Origin of the sequence: Stenotrophomonas sp. ZAC14D2_NAIMI4_7 (assembly GCF_003086675.1) — a bacterium.
Lineage (GTDB): Bacteria > Pseudomonadota > Gammaproteobacteria > Xanthomonadales > Xanthomonadaceae > Stenotrophomonas.
This window is the reverse complement of the sequence record NZ_CP025995.1, coordinates 264,111-284,318: the sequence shown is the minus strand read 5'-3', so window position 1 is coordinate 284,318 and position 20,208 is coordinate 264,111. Positions and strand designations below refer to the sequence as shown.

Below are 20,208 nucleotides of genomic sequence, written 5' to 3'. Positions count from 1 at the left end.
CCGCAAGCGCGTGGTCAGCTGGCCGGGTCGGCCGCCGGGGCGCCCGGCAGGCGCGGCACGGCGGTCGGCTGGCCGTCTTCGCCCAGCGCGATCATCACGAAGTGGCCGCGGGTGCACAGCTTGCGCTCGCCGCTGTGCAGGTCTTCGGCAATCAGTTCCACCTCGACCTTCATCGAGCTGCGGCCCACTTCGACGATGCGACCCACGGTTTCCACCATCTGGCCGATGCGGATGGGCAGCTTGAAATCGACCTGGTCGCTGCGCGCGGTCACCACGGTGCGGCGCGAATAGCGGGCGGCGGCGAGGAAGGCGGCCTTGTCCATCCACGCCAGCGCCTGGCCACCGAACAGGGTGCCCATGTGGTTGGTGTGGTTGGGGAAGACGATTTCGGCCATGCGCACTTCGATGGGCGGCACGGTTTCGGGGATGGGGGTCATGGCGGGGCCATCGGTGTGGGGTGCGGCAATGTTAAGCCAGGCCCGGTGCAGGCGGCGCTACACTGCGCCACGCCCACCGCACGGAACGTCGCCATGCCTGCCGCCACCGACCTGCTGGCCTTCGCCCTGCTGTCGCTGGGCATGGTGCTCACGCCCGGGCCGAACATGGTCTACCTGGTCTCGCGCTCGATCTGCCAGGGCCGCCGCGCCGGGCTGGTGTCGCTGGGCGGGGTGGCGCTGGGCTTCGTCTTCTACATGCTGTGCGCGGCGCTGGGCATCACCGCCCTGCTGATGACCGTGCCCTTCGCCTACGACGCGCTGCGCATCGGCGGCGCGCTGTACCTGCTGCACCTGGCCTGGCAGGCGGTGAAGCCGGGCGGCCGCTCGCCGTTCGCGGTCCATGCGTTGCCCGTGGACAGCCCGCGCCGGTTGTTCGCGATGGGTTTCCTGACCAACCTGCTGAACCCGAAGATCGCGGTGATGTACCTGTCCCTGCTGCCGCAGTTCCTGCACCCGGACGGCCACGGCAGCGTGCTGGCGCAATCCGTGGTGCTGGGCTTCACCCAGATCGCGGTCAGCCTGGCAGTGAACACGGTGATCGTGCTGATGGCCGGCAGCATTGCGGCGTTCCTGGCCGCACGACCGAGCTGGCAGGCCGCGCAGCGCTGGCTGATGGGCACGGTGCTGGCCGGGCTGGCCGTGCGCATGGCGGTGGAAGGGCGGCGGTAACCGCTCTTTGTAGAGTCGAGCCATGCTCGACTGCTGTTCGCGAAGAGCACGGCAGTCGAGCATGGCTCGACTCTACAGAAGCACGGCAGTCGAGCATGGCTCGACTCTACAGAAACAAAAAACCCCGGCATTGCCGGGGTTTTTCGTTGCGACAGGCCTGACCGGTTCGATCAGAAGTTCATGTCGAAGGCGACTTCGCCCTGCACGCCGACCTGGTAGGCGGAAACGCGGCGTTCGAAGAAGTTGGTCAGTTCCTGCACGTCCTGCAGTTCCATGAACGGCAGCGGGTTGCGCACGTTGTACTTCTTTTCCATGCCCAGCTTGGCAAAGTGCTGGTCGGCGCAATGCTGCAGGTACTGGCGCATGTCGCGGGTCGAAATGCCAGCCACGCCACCCGACAGCACGTCCTCGGCGAACTGCACTTCGCACTCGATCGCTTCGGCCAGCATGTCGTAGACCTGCTGCTTCATTTCCTCGTCGAACAGGTCCGGCTCTTCCTCGCGAACCACGCGCACCGACTCGAACGCGAAGTCCATGTGCGCGCTCTCGTCGCGGAACACCCAGTTGGTGCCCGAGGCCAGGCCCGGCAGCAGACCGCGCGAACGGAAGTAGTACACGTAGGCGAAGGCGGCGAAGAAGAACAGGCCTTCGATGCACGCGGCGAAGCAGATCTGGTTCAGCAGGAACTGGCGGCGCTCGGCACGGGTCTCGATGCGCTTGAGGTCCTGGATCGAGTCGATCCACTTGAAGCAGAAGTCGGCCTTCTTCTTGATCGAGTCGATGTTTTCCACCGCGGCAAAGGCTTTGACGCGCTCTTCCGGGTCCGGCAGGTAGTTGTCGAGCAGGGTCAGGTAGAACTGCACGTGCAGCGCTTCTTCGTACAGCTGGCGCGACAGGTACATGCGCGCTTCGGGCGCGTTCAAGTGCTGGTACAGGTTCAGCACCAGGTTGTTGGACACGATCGAATCGCCAGTGGCGAAGAACGCAACCAGGCGGTGGATCAGGTGGCGCTCACCCGGCGACATCTTGCTGTGCAGGTCGGTGATGTCGATCTGGAAGTTGATCTCTTCCACCGTCCAGGTGTTCTTGATCGCGTTCCGGTACATGTCATAGAACTGCGGGTAGCGCATCGGGCGCAGGGTCAGTTCGAAACCGGGATCGAGCAGCATCTGCTTGGGCTTGTCGGCCATGGGTGTTTCCTTGAATTCCTGGGTGAGCCGCCGGGCATGGCCCGGCGCTACCGTGGGTGTTTTTTCGCAGCCGAGCATGGCTCGGCTCTACAGGTGCGAGGTGCCGGCGGGGCCGGCACAGCGCGTTTTACTGGCACGCCTCGCAGGCTTCCGGGTTTTCCAGCGAGCAGGCCACCGCTTCGGTCGGGGTGTACGTGCTGACCGTGGTCTTGGCGATCTTGGTGGCCGGACGCGAACGCAGGTAGTAGGTGGTCTTGATGCCCTGCTTCCAGGCGTACATGTACATGGAAGACATCGCGCCGATGTTCGGGCTTTCCATGAACAGGTTGAGCGAGGCCGACTGGTCGATGAAGGCGCCACGCTCGGCGGCCATGTCGATCAGCGAACGCATCGGCAGTTCCCACGCGGTGCGGTAGACCTCGCGCAGGGCTTCCGGGATCTGCGCCACGCCGGCGATGGAACCTTCGGCCAGCTTGATGGCATCGCGCATATCGGCGGTCCACAGGCCCAGCTTCTTCAGCTCGTTCACCAGGTAGCGGTTGACCTGCAGGAAGTCACCGGACAGGGTCTCGCGCTTGAACAGGTTGGACACCTGCGGTTCGACGCATTCGTAGCAACCGGCGATCGAGGCGATGGTCGCGGTCGGGGCAATCGCGATCATCAGCGAGTTGCGCAGGCCGTGTTCCTTGATGCGGGCGCGCAGGGCATCCCAGCGTGCGGTGTCTTCCGGCACCACGTTCCAGGCGTCGAACTGCAGTTCGCCGCTGGCGGCACGGGTGTCGTTGAACGACGGGTGCTTGCCGCGTTCCTGGGCCAGCTCCGAAGAGGTTTCCAGGGCGTGGAAGTAGATCGTTTCGGCGATCTTCTTCGACAGGGCGCGGGCTTCGGCGCTGTCGAACGGCAGGCGCTTGCGGAAGAACACGTCCTGCAGGCCCATGCAGCCCAGGCCGACCGGACGCCAGCGCAGGTTGGCGCGGCGGGCGGTTTCGATCGGGTAGAAGTTCAGGTCGATGACGCGGTCGAGCTGGCGCACGGCCAGGCGCACGGTCTCGGCCAGCTTCTCGAAGTCGAAGTCGTTGTGCTCGTCGAAGTGGTTGCCCAGGTTGATCGAACCCAGGTTGCACACTGCGGTTTCATCGTTGGACGTGACTTCCAGGATTTCCGTGCACAGGTTGGACAGGTGGATCACGTTGCCCGGACGCAGGGTCTGGTTGCTGGCGCGGTTGCACTTGTCCTTGAAGGTCATCCAGCCGTTACCGGTCTCGGCCAGCGTACGCATCATGCGTGCGTACAGCTTGCGGGCGGAGATGGTGCGGTTGGCCTTGCCCTGGGCTTCGGCCTGCAGGTAAGCGGCTTCGAAGGCTTCGCCGAACAGGTCGGTGAACTCCGGCACGACGCGCGGATCGAACAGCGACCATTCCTGGTCGGCCTCGACGCGCTTCATGAACAGGTCCGGTACCCAGTTGGCCAGGTTCAGGTTGTGGGTACGACGGGCTTCGTCACCGGTGTTGTCACGCAGCTCGAGGAAGTCCTCGATGTCGGCATGCCAGGTTTCCAGGTAGACGCAGGCCGCGCCCTTGCGCTTGCCGCCCTGGTTCACCGCGGCCACGGACGAATCCATGGTCTTCAGCCACGGCACGATGCCGTTGGAATGGCCGTTGGTGGACTTGATGAGCGAACCACGCGAACGCACGCGGGTGTAGCTGACGCCGATGCCGCCGGAGAACTTCGACAGCTGGGCGATGTCGCCGTACTTGGAATAGATCGATTCCAGCGAATCCTGCGGCGAATCCAGCAGGAAGCACGAGGACAGCTGCTCGTGGGTGGTGCCGGAATTGAACAGGGTCGGGCTGGACGGCAGGTAGTCCAGGTTGCCCATGCGCTTGTACAGCGCCAGGGTCTCGGACACGTCCTCGCTCAGCGCGCTGGCGATGCGCAGGAAGAACTGCTGCGGGGTCTCGATCACCTTGCGGGTGTGCGGGTGGCGCAGCAGGTAGCGGTCGTACAGGGTACGCAGGCCGAAGTAATCGAAGTTCAGGTCCAGCGAGATGTCGATGGCATCGTTGAGCTTGCGTGCGTTGGTCTGCACGAAGTTCAGCAGGCGGTCGTTGATCAGGCCGACTTCGTGGCCACGGCTGACCGACTGCGAGAAGGCGTAGATTTCCTGGCCCGACACTTCCTTGGCGATGTAGTTGGCCAGCAGGCGCGCCGCAAGGCGGCCGTACTCGGGCTCTTCACCGATCAGCAGGGCGGCGGTGCGGATGGACAGTTCGTCCAGCTCGCGGGTGGTGGCGCCGTTGTACAGGCCGGAGATGGTACGGGTGGCCACGCGCATCGGATCGACGGCGTGCAGGCCTTCGGAGGAACGCTGCACCGCGCGCACGATCTTGTTCAGATCCACCAGCTCGGTCGTGCCGTTGCGCTTGGTCACGCTCATCGCGTTGGCCGTCGGCGGCGACGTCAACAGGAATTCGCTTTCCTTTTCGATGGTGGCGCTGGATTCGGTGGTCACGGCGTGTGTCCTCTTGGCGTGATTGGGGGTGCTCGATGCATCGGGTGACGCGACCTGGGACCTGACGCCCCAGAGTGGCAGGAGGGCGTCGCAGGGATTGAGACCCTGCGCCTGCCACTGCCGGTGACGGTCGCGGAACGGTACTGCCGGGGACCCCGGCACTTGGGGTCGCTGCGACCGACGGCCACAAGATAGTGGGGGTAGAGGGGGCCGTCAACGCCAAATGTAGTGAAATCTGGTAATCCCTTGCGGCGCAAGGATCATGCCATCGGCGGCGCGTTTGGACGCTTCAGACCTGCTGGAACCGGCTGCGCAGTCAAGACCGAAAGGCGTCACAAGCGCGGTACAACGTGCTGCGGAAACGGAACAATGACAGCTTCACATGACAGTGATGAAGCTGGCTAGGGACAACCCTGTGGATAGGTGGTGGGCAAGCCGGTATGGGGCCGCCGTACCGGTAGAGTCGAGCTCGCTCGACTGCTTTCCGCGCGGTGCCAAAAGCAGTCGAGCAAGCTCGACGCTACGAAAGCGGATGCCGGGCAGCAGAAGCGCTCACGCCCGGTGAGGGGTACCCAGGTACTCGGCGCTCTGCATTTCAATCAGGCGCGAGGCGGTGCGCTCGAAGGCGCCCTGCAGGCGCTCGCCGGCATACAGTTCCACCGGCGAGGTGCTTGCCGTGCAGACCAGGTTGACGTGACGGTCGTACAGCTCGTCGATCAGGTTCACGAAGCGGCGCGCGGCATCTTCGTTCAGGCGGTCGAAGGCGGGAATGCCGCCCAGCAGCACGGTGTTGAACTCGTGCGCGATCTCGATGTAATCGGACGGGCCGCGCGGGCCTTCGCACAGGGCGGCGAAATCGAACCAGGCAATGCTCTTGCCGCGGCCCCGCACCGGAATCTTGCGGCCCTCGATCTCGATGTTGCCGGCCTTGGCCGCCTGCCCGCCACTCAGTTCGCCCCAGCGGCTGGCCAGCCAGCCATCGCTGTCGGCGGCCAGCGGCGCGCGGTACACCGGCGAACGGGTCAGCGCGCGCATGCGGTAGTCCTCGGTGCCTTCGGCATACAGTTCCACGCAGAAGCGCTGCAGCAGGCCGATGGCCGGCATGAAGCTCTCGCGCTGCAGGCCGTTGAGGTACAGGTTCTCCACCGCCGTGTTGGAGGTGGTGACCAGGGTCACGCCCTCGGCGAACAGGCGCTCCAGCAGCCGCGCCAGCAGCATGGCATCGCCGATGTCGGTGACGAAGAACTCGTCCAGCACCAGCACGCGCAGGTTGCTGCGCCACTCCTGGGCGATCTTCGCCAGCGGGTCGCTCTGCCCCTGGTGCTCGCGCAGGCGCTCGTGCACGCTGCGCATGAAACGGTGGAAGTGGGTGCGGTACTTCTGCTTGATCGGCAGGCCGTCGTAGAACAGGTCCACCAGGAAGGTCTTGCCGCGCCCCACGCCGCCCCAGAAATACAGGCCCTTGACCGGCTCGGGCTTCTTCCAGAACGAAGACAGGCGGTCCAGCCAGCCGTCTTCGGCGCTGTCCACCAGCCCCAGGTGGATCCGGTCCAGCTCGGCCAGGGCCGCGTGCTGGGCCGGGTCGTCCTGCCAGTCGCCGCTGGCAACCCCGGCCGCGTACCGCTGCGACGGGGTCAACGCCTGCTCGCTCATGCCGCCGCGCCCAGCCAGTGCTTGACGCCGTGGGTCAGCGCGCCGCGCAGGTCGATCAGCTTGCGGTGGAAGAAGTGGCTGGTTTCGGGCATGCGCACCAGCTCATGCGGGAATTCGAGCGTCTCCAGCCACTGGTAGACGGCCTGCGGGTCGACGATCTCGTCCTGCTCGCCCTGGATGACCAGCCAGCGGGCCGGCGGCTGCACGCCGCTGAAATCCCAGCGACCGGCCGGCGGTGCGATCGAGATCAGCGCCTCCGGCTGCAATTCGCCTGCCGCCTTCAGCGAAACGAACGACCCGAAGCTGAAGCCGGCCAGCCACAGGCGGTCCTGTGGGCGCTGGCTGCGCACCCAGGCAGCAACGGCCTTCAGGTCGTCCTGTTCGCCGTTGCCATGGTCGAAGTCGCCGGCCGAACCGCCCACGCTGCGGAAGTTGAAGCGCACCGTGGCGATGCCGAGCTCGCGCAGGGTGGTGGCGGTCATGGTGACCACCTTGTTGTGCAGGGTGCCGCCTTCGGTGGACAGCGGATGGCAGACGATGGCCACGATCGGCTGCGCCGGCACGTCGGCCTTGGGCAGGTCGACCACCACTTCCAGCGGACCGGCCGGGCCGTCCAGTTCAAGACAGGCGGTTTCGCCGGGAGCAACGGGGAACGAGGGCTTGTGCATGGCACCATGATACCGTCCCCCGCCCCTGCCCTGTGCCCGCCCCATGCTCTACCTGTCCCTGGCCGTGATCTGCAGTGTGCTGGTTTCGGTGTTGTTGAAGCTGGCCAACCGCCACGCGCTGGACGTGCCGCAGATGGTGACCTGGAACTACCTGGTCGCCGCCACCCTGACTGCCGTGGTGCTGCAGCCGCCGCTGGATGCGCTGCGCGCGCCGCATGCGCCGTGGCTGGCATTGCTGGCGCTGGCGGTGGTGCTGCCCTCGATCTTCCTGGTGCTGGGCCGCGCGGTGGCGGTGGCCGGCATCGTGCGCAGCGATGTGGCCCAGCGCCTGTCGCTGCTGCTGTCGCTTGCCGCGGCCTTCCTGTTCTTCGGCCAGACCGCCACGCCGTGGAAGCTGGCCGGGCTGGGTCTGGGCGTGCTGGCGATGGTGGCCATCAGCCTGCGCCCGCGTGGGCCGGCAGTGGCGGCCTCGCCAGGTGGCTGGGGCTGGCTGCTGGGCGTGTGGGGCGGATTTGCGGTGGTGGACGTGCTGCTGAAGCAGGTGGCGCTGTCCGGTACGCCGTCGATGGCGGCGGTGCTGGCCAGTTTCAGCGTGGCCTTCGTGCTGATGCTGGCGCTGCAGCTGTGGCGGCACTTCAGCGGGCGCAGCCGGCTGGCCTGGCGCAACCTTGGCGCCGGCGCGCTGCTGGGCCTGCTCAACGGCGGCAACATTCTTTTCTATGTGCACGCGCACCAGTCGATGCCGGACAATCCGGCCACCGTGTTCGCCGGCATGAACATCGGCGTGGTGGTGCTGGGCGCGCTGGTGGGTGTGTTCGCCTTCGGCGAGGCCACCACCAAGTGGAACCGCGCCGGCCTGGCGCTGGCGGTGCTGGCAATCGGCTTGATCGCCTGGGGGTGAGGCATGACCGGGGTCAGATCCCATTCCAACGGAATGGGCTCTGACCCCGGCGTCTCCGCAAAGCAGTCGAGCATGGCTCGACTCTACAGAAAGCCGCCGGGCGTGGCCCGGCGCTATCTTATTTATCGAAACCCAGCAGCAGCGGGTCGTGGTCGGAACTGCGCCACGGGCCCTGCACGTTGCGGCCTTGGTAGCCGCTGGCGTCCTGTTCGTCGGCATTGCTGTGCCATTCGGCGGCACCGGCCAGGCGCTGGGCCATGCTGGCGCTCAGCAGCGCGTGGTCAAGGCGGCCGCTGTAGCCGTTGTAGACGTAGCTGTAGGGGTGCTCGACCTTGGCCACCTTGAATGCATCCTGCCAGCCCAGGTCGTGCAGGCTGCGGATCGGGTCTTCCATCGCGTAGGCATTGAAGTCGCCCAGCAGCACGATGTCCTTCACCTTCAGGCGCGCGGCTTCGGCCTTCACCCACTGGTTGAGCTGGCGCGCCGATTCCACGCGCGTGGCATTCCAGCAACCCTGCCCGTCGTTCTGGTCGGCATCGGCACCGCTGGCGTCGCGGCAGCCTTTCGACTTGAAGTGGTTGGCCACCACCATGAACGGTGCGCCCTTGCCCTGGAACGCCTGCGCCAGCGGCGCACGGCTGTGCTCGGCGAACGGGCCGTCGAGCTTGGTCAGCGGCTTGCCCAGCGGCTTGAACGCGCCGCGCTTGTAGATGATGCCGACCCGGATCGGATTGGTGCCCGGGCCTTCGCCGGCGTCAACAAACGCCCAGTGCTGCGCGGCCGGGAGGCCGACGTTGAGCGCGCCCACCAGCTCGGCGATGGCCGACTGCGGACCGTAGCCGTCGTTTTCCAGTTCCATCAGCGCGGCGATATCGGTGTCCAGGGCGCTGATGGTGGCTACCAGCTTGGCCACCTGTGCCTTGTGTTCGTCCAGCGTGCGCGCGCCGCGCAGGGTCGGGAAGCCGCCACCCTGGCCGTCGCCGTTGAAGAAGTTTTCCAGATTGAACGCCGCGATCTGCAGGCTGCCAGGCACCTTCGGCACGGCCGGGCGCTGCAGTTCCGGCAGCTGCAAGGCGCCGTCCACCTGCAGGCGGGCACGGCCCTGCGCGTCCACGCGCACGGTGCCTTCCACGTTGCGCAGCTGCATGCCGGTGCGCAGCACCGGGTTGCCCGGCAGGTAGGCCACGCTGCCGGGGTCGCGGGCGTCGCTGCCGTCGTCCAGCAGCAGACGGCGGCGCTGGTTGTCGGCCATCACCTGCTCACTGCCGGCAGTACCCGGGGCGGCCACTTCGCTGGGCTGCCACAGGCGGCCGTCGAAGGCCACGGTCAGCTCGCCGAAGCGTTCCAGGCCGTCGGTGCCGGCCAGGGTGAGCGGCGCGGCGATGCGCACGTGCTGGCCCTGCAGGGTGCGCCAGTCGGCCGGGGCCGCGGTAAGCACCACGGTGGCGCTGCTGCGCGGGGCCGGGCTGGTGGCCGGGGCCGGCGTGGCCTGCGGCTGGGCCTGGGCGAACGCAGCGGCCGGCAGCAACAGGGACAGAGCAAGGGCGAGGGAACGGCGGCGCATCGACTCACGACTCCATGAATTGAGGCGCACAGACTAACCCTGAAATGCGAAACCCCCGCGACGCGGGCGGTTTTGGCCTTGGCCGGCAAAGCCGCCGCCGGCAAAGCCCGTGCTGCGCGAGGGTCGGCTGACAGTCGACGCTACTTCAGGTTGCCCAGCATCCAGTCCACGGTGGCGTGGATCTGCTCTTCGGTGAGCGCCGGGTTGCCGCCCTTGGGCGGCATGATCCCGCCATCCGGGCCGGTGTAGCCCTCGATGGCGTGCTTGTAGAGGGTGTCCTTGCCCTGCGCCAGGCGCTGGTCCCAGTGCGCGTGGTCAAGCGTGGGCGCCTGGCCGACGCCGGTGGTGTGGCAGGCGGTGCAGAGGTTGTCGAAGATGACCTTGCCGTCCTTGGTGCCGCCGTAGGCAACCTGCGAAGCGGCCTTGGCCAGTGCGGCCGCCTTGGCCGCGGCCTGCGCGGCGGCGCCGGTGCTGCCGGCATACACCGCGCCGGTGGGCGCAATGCGCTGCTCGGTGCGTTTGGCCGCCGTGGGCGACACTTCAGGCGGAATACGCGTGTGGATGTATGCGGCCAGCAGGATCAGGCCAAGGGTGATGGCGGCCAACAGGGCGATCACCATGGAAAAGCGTTTCAGGAACTCCAGATCGTAATTCCGCACTCTTCGTTACCCCTGGCTGGTAGTCGTGGGACCACGGCTGAGCGACTGCGTGTAGGGGCGAGTATAGAACGCGCTTTGCGCGCGACAACAGGCGCCCGTGCTGGTGCGGCGCAGCATGCGGCCGTGGCCGCATGCGGGTGGCGCCGGGCCATGCCCGGCGAACAGAAGCAGTCGAGCATGGCTCGACTCTACAGAAGGCGGGCGCCGACGGCGCGCAGGCAGAAGCTGCAGATCGCGTCCACCAGCGCGTCTTCGTCGCGGTGTGCTTCGCGGCTGGGCGCGGTGGGGCCGACCATCGCTTCGGTGAACGCCCCCACCAGGCACGCGGCGGCGGCATGGGTGTCCTGCGCCGGCAGTTCGCCGCTGGCCACGCCTTCTTCCAGCAGGCGCAGGAACACATCACCGAAGGCGCGACGCCCGCGCATGCGCTCGGCTTCCACGTCCGGGTCCACCGGCTCGACGATGAAGGCATGGGCCAGCCCCGGCCCGGCCAAGGCGCGGCGCACGAAGGCGGTGATGGCCAGGCGCAGGCGCTCGCCCACCGGCCCCGGCTCGGCGGCAATGCGCTCCATGATCGCCACTTCGTGGGCCACGGCCGCGTTCAGCACTTCCACGAACAGATCGGCCTTGGACGGGAAATGCCGGTAGATCAGCCCGGTGGACATGCCGGCCTGGGTGGCCACGGCAGTCACCGGGGCATTGCGCCAGCCGCCAGCGGCCACCAGCGCACGGGTGGCCAGCAGGATCCGTTCACGGGCCCCGGCCAGGCGTTCTTCCATTAATGCAGAGCGTTTGTAGGCCATGTTCTGATTCTATTTTCAATTTTTGAATTTGTATTCACTTCTTCATCGAACCCCGCTACGCTGGGCCCGAATCGCCCGTGCGGGGCCTGCCTTCAACAGGCCCCGCTCCCCCTTCACGGGTGCGTCCATTCCCCACCTTCCCTCGTGGAGCCACCGCAATGCACGTGCCATCCCTGAACTTCGATCTTGGCGAAGAGATCGACCTGCTGCGCCAGAGCGTGGCCCATTTTGCCGCCGCTGAGGTCGCTCCGCTCGCTGCCGAGGCCGATGCCAGCAACCAGTTCCCGCTGGCGCTGTGGCCGAAGCTGGGCGAACAGGGCCTGCTCGGCCTGACCGTGGAAGAAGAATACGGCGGCACCGGCATGGGCTATCTGGCCCACGTGGTGGCGATGGAAGAGATCTCGCGCGCTTCGGGTGGCATCGGCCTGTCCTACGGCGCGCACTCCAACCTGTGCGTGAACCAGCTGCGCAAGAACGGCAGCGAGGAACAGAAGCAGCGCTTCCTGCCCGACCTGTGCAGCGGCGCCAAGGTGGGTGCGCTGGCGATGAGCGAACCGGGCGCCGGTTCGGACGTGGTGTCGATGAAGCTGCGCGCGGACAAGCGCGGCGACCGCTACATACTGAATGGCAACAAGATGTGGATCACCAACGGCCCCGACGCCGACGTGCTGGTGGTCTACGCCAAGACCGACATGGACGCCGGCGCCAAGGGCATCACCGCCTTCCTGGTGGAAAAGGGCATGAAGGGCTTTTCCACCGCGCAGAAGCTGGACAAGCTGGGCATGCGCTCCTCGCCCACCTGTGAACTGGTGTTCCAGGATTGCGAAGTGCCGGAAGAAAACGTGCTGGGTGCCGTCGGCGGCGGCGTGCGCGTGCTGATGTCCGGCCTGGATTACGAGCGTGTGGTGCTTTCCGGCGGCCCGCTGGGCCTGATGGCGGCGGCCATGGACGTGGTGATGCCCTACGTGCACGAACGCCACCAGTTCGGCGAGGCGATCGGCAGCTTCCAGCTGATCCAGGCCAAGATCGCCGACATGTACGTGGGCCTGGGCGCCTGCCGCGCCTACGTCTACGCCGTGGCACGCGCCTGCGACCAGGGCCGCACCACCCGCCAGGACGCCGCCGGCGCCATCCTCTATGCCGCCGAAAAGGCCACCTGGCTGACCGGCCAGGCGATCCAGATCCTGGGCGGCAACGGCTACATCAACGAATACCCGACCGGCCGCCTGTGGCGCGACGCCAAGCTGTATGAAATCGGCGCCGGCACCTCCGAAATCCGCCGCATGCTGATCGGCCGCGAACTGTTCCAGCGCACCCTGTAAGGCCACCGCGATGACCGTACTGAACACCCAGCTGCAACCGGGCAGCGACACGTTTGAAAGCAACCGCGCAGCGATGCAGGCCGTGGTTGATGACCTGCACGCGACCCTGGCGCGCACCGCGCTGGGCGGCAACGAAGCCGCGCGTGCCAAGCACACCGCGCGCGGCAAGCTGCTGGTGCGTGACCGCATCGATGCCCTGCTCGACCCGGGCAGCGCCTTTTTGGAAATCGCGCCGCTGGCCGCGCACGGCATGTATGACGATGCCGTACCTGCGGCTGGCGTGGTGGCCGGCATCGGCCGGGTGAGCGGCGTGGAGTGCGTGATCGTGGCCAACGACGCCACGGTGAAGGGCGGCACCTACTACCCAGTCACGGTGAAGAAGCACCTGCGCGCGCAGGAAGTGGCCGAGCAGAACCGCCTGCCGTGCATCTACCTGGTCGATTCGGGCGGCGCCTTCCTGCCCCTGCAGGACGAGGTGTTCCCCGACCGCGATCATTTCGGCCGCATCTTCTACAACCAGGCCAACCTGTCGGCGCAGGGCATTCCCCAGATCGCCTGCGTGATGGGCAGCTGCACCGCCGGTGGTGCCTACGTGCCGGCCATGAGCGATGAAACGGTGATCGTGCGCGAACAGGGCACGATCTTCCTGGGCGGCCCGCCGCTGGTGAAGGCCGCCACCGGCGAAGTGGTAACTGCCGAAGAGCTGGGCGGCGCCGATGTGCACACGCGCATTTCCGGCGTGGCCGACCACATGGCCGACAACGACCTGCAGGCACTGGCGCGGGTGCGCGCGATCATCGCCCAGCTGAACTGGCGCAAGCCGGAACCGGCGATGGCCGTGCAGGCGCCCGAAGAACCGCTGCTGCCGGCGCATGAGTTGTATGGGGTGATTCCCGCCGACACGCGCAAGCCCTACGACGTGCGCGAAGTGATCGCGCGGCTGGTGGACGGCTCGCGTTTCGATGAGTTCAAGCCGCGCTATGGCGCCACCCTGGTCACCGGCTTTGCCCATCTGAACGGCTACCCGATCGGCATCATCGCCAACAACGGCATCCTGTTCTCCGAATCGGCCCTGAAAGGCGCGCACTTCATCGAACTGTGCACCCAGCGCAACATCCCGCTGGTGTTCCTGCAGAACATCACCGGCTTCATGGTCGGCCGCAAGTACGAACAGGGCGGCATCGCCAAGGACGGCGCCAAGCTGGTGATGGCCGTGGCCTGCGCCAAGGTGCCCAAGTTCACCGTGGTGATCGGCGGCTCGTTCGGCGCCGGCAACTACGGCATGTGCGGCCGCGCCTATTCGCCCAACTTCCTGTGGATGTGGCCGAACGCGCGCATCGGCGTGATGGGTGGCGAACAGGCCGCCAGCGTGCTGGCTACGGTCAAGCGCGATGGCATCGAAGCCAAGGGCGGGCAGTGGCCGGCGGCGGAAGAAGACGCCTTCAAGGCGCCGATCCGCGACCAGTTCGAACAGCAGGGCCACCCCTACTACGCCAGTGCGCGCCTGTGGGATGACGGCGTGATCGATCCGGTCGACACCCGCCGTGTGCTGGCCCTGGCGCTGTCGGCCAGCCTGAACGCCGCCCCGCAGCAGACGCGCTTCGGCGTGTTCCGCATGTAACCCATGCCATGACCGAGCACGCTCCCATGAAGCCCGTTGCCATGTTCACCAAGATCCTGATCGCCAACCGTGGCGAGATCGCCTGCCGCGTGATTGCCACCTGCCGTCGCCTGGGCATCGCCACCGTGGCGGTGTATTCCGATGCCGACCGCACCGCGCGCCACGTGCGCCTGGCCGACGAGGCCGTGCATATCGGCCCGGCCGCCGCCCGCGACAGCTACCTGCGCGGCGACGTGCTGCTGGACGCGGCGTGGCGCACGGGTGCGCAGGCCATCCATCCCGGTTATGGCTTCCTGTCCGAGAATGCGGACTTCGCCGATGCGTGTGCCGCTGCGGGCATCACCTTCATTGGCCCGCCGGCCAGCGCCATCCGCGCGATGGGCGACAAGAGCGCGGCCAAGGCGCTGATGGCCCAGGCCGGCGTACCGCTGACCCCGGGCTACCACGGCGACCAGCAGGCACCGGCCTTCCTGCGCGAACAGGCCGATGCCATCGGCTACCCGGTGCTGATCAAGGCCAGCGCCGGCGGCGGTGGCAAGGGCATGCGCAAGGTTGAACGCAGCGACGATTTCGTCGATGCGCTGGCCAGCTGCCAGCGCGAGGCCGCATCGGCCTTCGGCAACGACCATGTGCTGGTCGAGAAGTACGTCGAGCGCCCGCGTCACATCGAGATCCAGGTGTTCGGCGATACCCACGGTGATGCGGTCTACCTGTTCGAGCGCGACTGCTCGGTGCAGCGGCGCCACCAGAAGGTGCTGGAAGAAGCACCGGCGCCGGGCATGAGCGCCGAGCGCCGCGCGGCCATGGGCAAGGCGGCCGTCGATGCCGCGCGCGCGGTGGGCTATGTGGGCGCCGGCACGGTGGAGTTCATTGCCGGCCCGGACGGCGATTTCTATTTCATGGAAATGAACACCCGCCTGCAGGTGGAACATCCGGTGACCGAGTTCATCACCGGCACCGACCTGGTGGAATGGCAACTGTGCGTGGCGGCCGGCCAGCCGATGCCGCTGCACCAGGAGCAACTGGCTATCCACGGCCACGCCATCGAAGCGCGGCTGTACGCCGAAGATGCCGACCGCGGCTTCCTGCCGTCCACCGGCACCCTGCGCCGCCTGCGCCTGCCGACGCCCTCGGCGAACGTGCGCGTGGATACCGGCGTAGAGGAAGGCGACAGCATCACCCCGTACTACGACCCGATGATTGCCAAGCTGATCGTCTGGGACGTGGACCGCGATGCCGCACTGCGCCGCATGAGCCAGGCTCTGGCCGACTGCCAGGTGGTGGGCGTGACCACCAATGCCGGCTTCCTGCGCCGGCTGGTGAACACCGATTCGTTCGCCAACGCGAAGCTGGATACCGCGCTGATCGAACGCGAGCAGGCCGCACTGAATGCGGTGGGCGATGCCGATGACGATCTGTGGCAGCTGGCGGCCGTCGCGGCCGTGGCCAGCGCCGCGCGTGCGGGCAGCGATGCGCGCGATCCGCATTCGCCCTGGCAGACGCAGGATGGCTGGCGCCTGGGTGCCGCCGCAGCGCGCGTGCTGCCGCTGCAGCAGGGCGAGCGCACCCGCACCCTGAAGGTGTGGGCGCAGGCCGACGGCTGGCGCGTGCAGTGCGATGACGCGGCGCCGGCAACGCTGATCGGCACCGCCGATGCACAGCAGCTGACGTTGCAGGTGGGTAGCCGGCGCCGGTCGGCGCAGCTGCTGCGCGACGGCGGCCAGCTGTTCCTGTTCGATGCAGCGGGCCAGCACCGCTTCACCCTGCACGATCCGGTTGCCGAATCGGACACCGCCAGCGCCGATGCCGGCAGCCTGCTGGCACCGATGCCGGGCAGGATCGTGGCCACCCTGGTCCAGGCCGGCACCCAGGTGAAGCGCGGCACGCCGCTGGTCGTGCTGGAGGCCATGAAGATGGAGCACACCCTGCAGGCACCGGCCGATGGCACGGTGAAGGGGTACCGCGCCAAGGCGGGCGACCAGGTGGGGGATGGCGCGGTGCTGGTGGATTTCGAGGCGGGGTGACGGTTTCAGGTTCCCGGCTGCCAGACCTGGCGGCCGGGATCGAACTCACTGGTTGTCATCAGCTCACTGCGCCAGCCAATCCCACAGATGGCCATGGGGCTCTGCTGTATCGGATCCAGCTCGAGTACCTGCTCGATATCCTGCTCATTGATCGCGGCGGTGACGAAGGCGCCCAGCCGGGCCTCGGTCGCACACGAAAGCAGCAGCTGCGAGGCGTGACCAACGTCGAGAATCACCGCACGGTAGGCCTTCGGATGCTGGCGATACTTCCAGAAGGTGCGCGCAAAGCGTGGTGCAAGAATCACTTGAACATGGGCATCGGCGAACCACTGCTGCCCGGCAACAAACCGCCGGGCCAACGCAGCGGGATCGTCAACCGGCCCAGCAACGGGGCTGAGGCTGTGGTCGATGGGATGGTAGCGGTACAGGCCGGGCTCCAGGCCCAGGACGGACTGGACCAGCAGGAAGGCCTCGGTGGGATGCAATCCCCCCGCAGAGGGCACGTTCTTCTTCAGGAAGATCGCGTCATCACCTTCGCGCTGCTCTCCATGACTGGCGAACACCCGCCATAGCAGCTGTGAGAGCGTGGCAAGGTCGAGCAGGCGTGTGCGATCAAAGTTGCGGCAGGTAGCGCGCTGTTTGAGCCAGGCATCGAAGGGCACTTCATCAGGTACCTCCAGATCGATGGTGCGCGCTCCAGGCTCGGCACATGCCGGCGGTGGCGGACCCAGTTGCCTGCACAGGCCCGCTGCCGTCTCCAGTCCCGCTTCGCGCAGTGCTGTCACACTGTCCTGGTTCTGCCAGCGCGCGAGCCGATGCATGACCGCCGCAGGCGTCCACCAGGAGGTGGCTGACAAGGCTCGCTCGGCCTCCTGCCACGCGTGATCCTCATCGCCATCGGCGAACACGAGGCCGGCTTGGCACAGACGCGCGATGACGCCACGCGAAAACTGCGGACCGTCTTCCGTCCATTGCTCAGCGGGCATCCGCCCCAATGCCAGCAGCATGTCCTCGTCCAGCACGACCGCTGCGTCCAGATGCGGAGCAACGGCAACCCACTGCGTGCTGCTGACGACCGAGGTTCCACCCGCCAGCAGGTCGGCCACAGCGTAGTGTTCGACCGTGCGCAGTTCGATCATGAGCTGCTGGCAGCGGCGGAAGCGGGGTACGGGCATGGCGGTGGTCCGGGAAGTCGACAGAGAGGTTTTCGGCCGCAGCAGCTGGAACTGTCGGCTCAAGCCATCGCGGCGGCCGCCGCTACCTGCACTGGCATCATGCAACTGCCATCGCGCTTTTTCCCAGAACCAGAGGCCGTAGAATGACCCCCGATCTTCCCCTGCTCTCCCCCGAGCAAGCGCTGCAGCTGCTCGACCTGCTGTCCAGCGACGACGCGTTCCGAGCTGTTTTCCATGAAAATCCGGGCAAGGCGCTGCGCGCGATTGCACCCGATGTCGCCGAGGCGTGCAAGGATTGCAGCACCCAGGGCCCACTGGCCAGCAAGGAGGAGTTTGCCCAGGCGCGCGACCGCTTGGTGGAACGCCTCACCGCCGATGCAGTGTTCCGCGTGCCCCACTGCTTCGTCAGTGGCGAGATTGACGCGCAGCTGCGGCACCCGCCGGCACCGTAAGGGATGCGTTCTGCTGCGCCGAGGCCCAAGTGCGGGCCTGGCGCAGTTCGCTGGTGTTGACCAGCTGCATCACGTAGGACCCCGCACTTTCCGCATAGGCACGGCCTGCATTGGCCAGCAGCCACTGGCGTGCTTCTGGCTCGCCCGGGTCGTGCTCGGCCGCCAGCGCTTGCCAGCGCACAACGCGCGCCTGGAACAGTTCAGTACCATCCAACAGAGGCTGCAGACGGGCAAGGGCTTCTGCCGCATGCCCCTGCAGGCGGTCGGCGTTGGCCTCGACCAAGGTCACCATCTGCCGACTCCGCAGGTCGCCGACCGAATCGGACAGTTCCTTCAGGGCAGGCAATAGATCGCCTGCCACCTGTGCATGGTCTGCCCGCTGCGCGCCATAGGCCGCCGCTGCGGCCAGAAACATCCATTCGGCGCGATCCTGTCCCTTGGTCGCCTTGACGCGGGCCAGCAGTCCGCGAGTGACGCGATCAAAAGCGGAAGCGTCCGCTGGACGACCGCTTTCGGTAGCCAGCAGCAACGCCTGGAGTTCGAACATCTGGCAGGCCAGCACGCTTTCCCCGCAAGCCTTCAGCGCGCGCTTGTTGGCGGCGGCGGCACGCGCGGTGTCGCCGGCATCGACCGCCACGGCAACGCCTTCCAAACCGTTGCCAAACCCCCGATCGGGTTCGCCGTCGATCATTCGCTGTGCACCGGCGAGGTCACCTGACGCTGCCGTGGCCGCGACGAGGTGGCGGTTGCTGGTCCATCGCCCCAACCTGGCGGATACGCGGTAGCTTTCCAATGCACCGGCATAGTTGTTTTGGGCAAGCTGCGCGCGGCCGACATCCTGCCATGCGATGGACTGCAGGGGATTGGCGGCAACGGTGGCCTTCCTGGCCGACGCTTCGGATTCGGGATAGCGCCCCAGGGTCTGCATGGCCCAGGCGTAGTTCGCGTGGGCACCGTGATAATCCGGATACAGATCAGCCAGCAGCTTCCATTTGGCGGACACCTCCTCGAGGCGGCCATCTTCCAGCTCGGTACGCCATGCATCCAGATACAGGCGATCACGGCCGGGAAGGCGGGCACGGATGCCACCGGCACGGTTCAGCATGCGCCGGGCGTTGTCCAGATCACCGCGGGCGACATAGACCCGCATCTGCCCCAGATAAGCGAAGGCGAACAGGGGATCGAAGCGCGATGCCTGCTCGAAGAAGCGCAGCGCTTCGTTGTAATGACCATCGCCGTAGGCCTGCAGGCCTATCGCATAGGCGTGCAGTGCATCCAGATCACTGGTGGCCACCTGCGGCAGCGGCAGCGACGTCTGCGAAACCTGCTTCATGGCCTCGCCCAGCTCGTTGCGCAGGGCCACCGTAACCGCATCAGTGGAGACAAACAGCGATTCCATCCCCCGCTGCTCGGCATGCGTTGTCCACACCACCTTGCCGGTGGTGGGATCGATCAGCTGCGCGGTCACCCGCAAGCGACCATGCAGCTCTTCCACACGCGGCACCACGACCGCACGTGCGCCTTCACGCAGCGCGACTTCCACTGCAGCCTGCGTGTCCAGAAGGCCACGCTCCTGGCGCATCCGCTCCAACGTGTCCTGCACCTTGATGTTGCTGAGAACATTGACGTACCGGGACTGCTCCAGGCTGATGCGGAAGGCCTGTTCGAAGCCATCGTCCAGCAACATGTTGCCGGACAGGTTCTGTACGTCCGCCAGCACGATCCATTCGCGTTCGGCGAAAGCGATGGCAGGCGCGGGTCGCAACAGCGACCAGCCGATGAAAGCCAACACCAGCGCCGCTACGGCATTCATCGCCATAGGCAGGGGTCTGCGCCACCACGCAATCGAGCGGCGCGCCTTGCCGTGGCTGCGAGGCCTGCGGAATTCGGCGTCACCCGGCACGCCGACCTCGAACACCTCTTGCTCACTGGCGATGCCCTTGAAGCGCCAGCGACCATGTGATTTCCACTGAAGACTCTGTCCTCGGCTACCCAGCTCGCCGGCGCTGCGCCGGACCGTCGATTCAGCCGACGCCGATACCAGGATCTGCCCAGAGCGGGCCAGCTGCATGAGCCGCGCAGCCATGGGCTTGGCCAGCCCCTCGACCTCGACCGGCTTGGCACCGTGGGCCACGGCCTCGGCACTGTTGTTCCAGAGGATGACTTCGCCCACGTTCAAGCCCGCGCGGGCACGGAGGCTGACATTGCGCGCGGTGCCAAGCACGGCCAGTTCACTCTGGTAGTCAAGTGCGAACCCCAGTGCGTCGATCGGGCGTTCGAACAGCAGGAACAGGCCATCGGACCGATCGATCAGGCGTCCGTTCCAGGTTTGCTGAAGCCGCAGTACCAAGCGGTCATGGTCCTGGAAAAGTTCTGCGGCTGCGCTGTCACCTATGTGTTCAACCAGGGTAAGTGAGTCGCAGAGATCGGTGAAGAGCAACGCGCGCAGCTGAGGGCTGTGCGGGGTCGACGTTCCGGTGTCGCCGTTCATCACCTGG

The 20,208-nt window shown here is 66.7% G+C and carries 16 protein-coding genes; 6 read left to right on the top strand and 10 right to left on the bottom strand.

The window, feature by feature from the left end; translation table 11 throughout:
* Positions 1–14: 14 nt before the first annotated feature.
* A complete protein-coding gene (locus C1922_RS01230; protein WP_108748119.1) occupies positions 15–437 on the bottom strand; it encodes an acyl-CoA thioesterase in 423 nt (140 codons plus the stop codon).
* A gap of 93 nt (positions 438–530) precedes the next feature.
* Here C1922_RS01230 and C1922_RS01225 point away from each other — a divergent pair, with 93 nt between their 5' ends.
* Positions 531–1,166 carry a LysE family translocator gene (locus C1922_RS01225; RefSeq protein WP_108748118.1) on the top strand — a complete coding sequence of 212 codons (636 nt, stop codon included), beginning with the start codon at positions 531–533 and terminating at the stop codon, positions 1,164–1,166.
* 170 nt (positions 1,167–1,336) lie between these two features.
* Here C1922_RS01225 and C1922_RS01220 read toward each other — a convergent pair whose 3' ends face one another.
* The 4 genes from C1922_RS01220 to C1922_RS01205 all read right to left on the bottom strand — a co-directional run bounded on the left by C1922_RS01220 (position 1,337) and on the right by C1922_RS01205 (position 7,189).
* Positions 1,337–2,356: a ribonucleotide-diphosphate reductase subunit beta gene (locus C1922_RS01220; RefSeq protein ID WP_049433139.1), complete on the bottom strand. Its 1,020-nt coding sequence runs from the start codon at positions 2,354–2,356 to the stop codon at positions 1,337–1,339.
* Positions 2,357–2,483: 127 nt separating this feature from the next.
* Positions 2,484–4,868: a ribonucleoside-diphosphate reductase subunit alpha gene (locus tag C1922_RS01215; RefSeq protein ID WP_108748117.1), complete on the bottom strand. Its 2,385-nt coding sequence runs from the start codon at positions 4,866–4,868 to the stop codon at positions 2,484–2,486.
* Positions 4,869–5,420: 552 nt separating this feature from the next.
* A complete protein-coding gene (zapE, locus tag C1922_RS01210) occupies positions 5,421–6,521 on the bottom strand; it encodes a cell division protein ZapE (protein WP_108748116.1) in 1,101 nt (366 codons plus the stop codon).
* Positions 6,518–7,189, bottom strand: coding sequence for a CocE/NonD family hydrolase (locus C1922_RS01205; RefSeq protein WP_108748115.1), 672 nt, complete (start codon positions 7,187–7,189; stop codon positions 6,518–6,520). Before C1922_RS01205 ends, zapE begins: the two co-directional genes overlap by 4 nt.
* Before the next feature lie 43 nt (positions 7,190–7,232).
* Between C1922_RS01205 and C1922_RS01200 the strand changes: the two genes are divergently transcribed.
* A complete protein-coding gene (locus tag C1922_RS01200) occupies positions 7,233–8,090 on the top strand; it encodes a hypothetical protein (protein ID WP_108748114.1) in 858 nt (285 codons plus the stop codon).
* Between the two features lie 118 nt (positions 8,091–8,208).
* Here C1922_RS01200 and C1922_RS01195 read toward each other — a convergent pair whose 3' ends face one another.
* The 3 genes from C1922_RS01195 to C1922_RS01185 form a co-directional block, all read right to left on the bottom strand.
* Positions 8,209–9,654, bottom strand: coding sequence for an ExeM/NucH family extracellular endonuclease (locus tag C1922_RS01195; protein ID WP_108748113.1), 1,446 nt, complete (start codon positions 9,652–9,654; stop codon positions 8,209–8,211).
* A gap of 140 nt (positions 9,655–9,794) precedes the next feature.
* Entirely contained in the window at positions 9,795–10,313 is a 519-nt protein-coding gene (locus tag C1922_RS01190; RefSeq protein ID WP_108748112.1) for a c-type cytochrome, read from the bottom strand.
* 188 nt (positions 10,314–10,501) lie between these two features.
* Complete coding sequence (locus C1922_RS01185) at positions 10,502–11,116, bottom strand: TetR/AcrR family transcriptional regulator (RefSeq protein ID WP_108748111.1); 615 nt, start codon at positions 11,114–11,116, stop codon at positions 10,502–10,504.
* Between the two features lie 158 nt (positions 11,117–11,274).
* Here C1922_RS01185 and C1922_RS01180 point away from each other — a divergent pair, with 158 nt between their 5' ends.
* Genes C1922_RS01180 through C1922_RS01170 form a run of 3 tightly spaced genes read left to right on the top strand, consistent with a single transcriptional unit; the run spans position 11,275 to position 16,083 of the window.
* Complete coding sequence (locus tag C1922_RS01180; protein ID WP_108748110.1) at positions 11,275–12,438, top strand: isovaleryl-CoA dehydrogenase; 1,164 nt, start codon at positions 11,275–11,277, stop codon at positions 12,436–12,438.
* A gap of 10 nt (positions 12,439–12,448) precedes the next feature.
* On the top strand, positions 12,449–14,059 hold the full coding sequence (locus C1922_RS01175) for a carboxyl transferase domain-containing protein (protein ID WP_108748109.1): 1,611 nt from the start codon (positions 12,449–12,451) through the stop codon (positions 14,057–14,059).
* A 41-nt stretch (positions 14,060–14,100) separates the two neighbouring features.
* On the top strand, positions 14,101–16,083 hold the full coding sequence (locus tag C1922_RS01170) for an acetyl/propionyl/methylcrotonyl-CoA carboxylase subunit alpha (protein WP_108748108.1): 1,983 nt from the start codon (positions 14,101–14,103) through the stop codon (positions 16,081–16,083).
* 5 nt (positions 16,084–16,088) lie between these two features.
* On the opposite strand, the gene C1922_RS01165 is transcribed toward C1922_RS01170, so the two are convergent.
* Positions 16,089–17,258 (bottom strand): putative peptide maturation dehydrogenase, encoded by a 1,170-nt coding sequence (locus C1922_RS01165; protein WP_108751442.1) that lies wholly within the window; start codon positions 17,256–17,258, stop codon positions 16,089–16,091.
* Positions 17,259–17,401: 143 nt separating this feature from the next.
* Here C1922_RS01165 and C1922_RS01160 point away from each other — a divergent pair, with 143 nt between their 5' ends.
* The gene (locus C1922_RS01160) at positions 17,402–17,710 is read left to right on the top strand and encodes an NHLP-related RiPP peptide (RefSeq protein ID WP_108748107.1); all 309 of its coding nucleotides are present in this window, start codon (positions 17,402–17,404) and stop codon (positions 17,708–17,710) included.
* On the opposite strand, the gene C1922_RS01155 is transcribed toward C1922_RS01160, so the two are convergent.
* Positions 17,664–20,201 carry a putative peptide modification system cyclase gene (locus C1922_RS01155; RefSeq protein ID WP_108748106.1) on the bottom strand — a complete coding sequence of 846 codons (2,538 nt, stop codon included), beginning with the start codon at positions 20,199–20,201 and terminating at the stop codon, positions 17,664–17,666. The two genes, C1922_RS01160 and C1922_RS01155, sit on opposite strands and share 47 nt — an antisense overlap.
* Between the last annotated feature and the right edge of the window lie 7 nt (positions 20,202–20,208).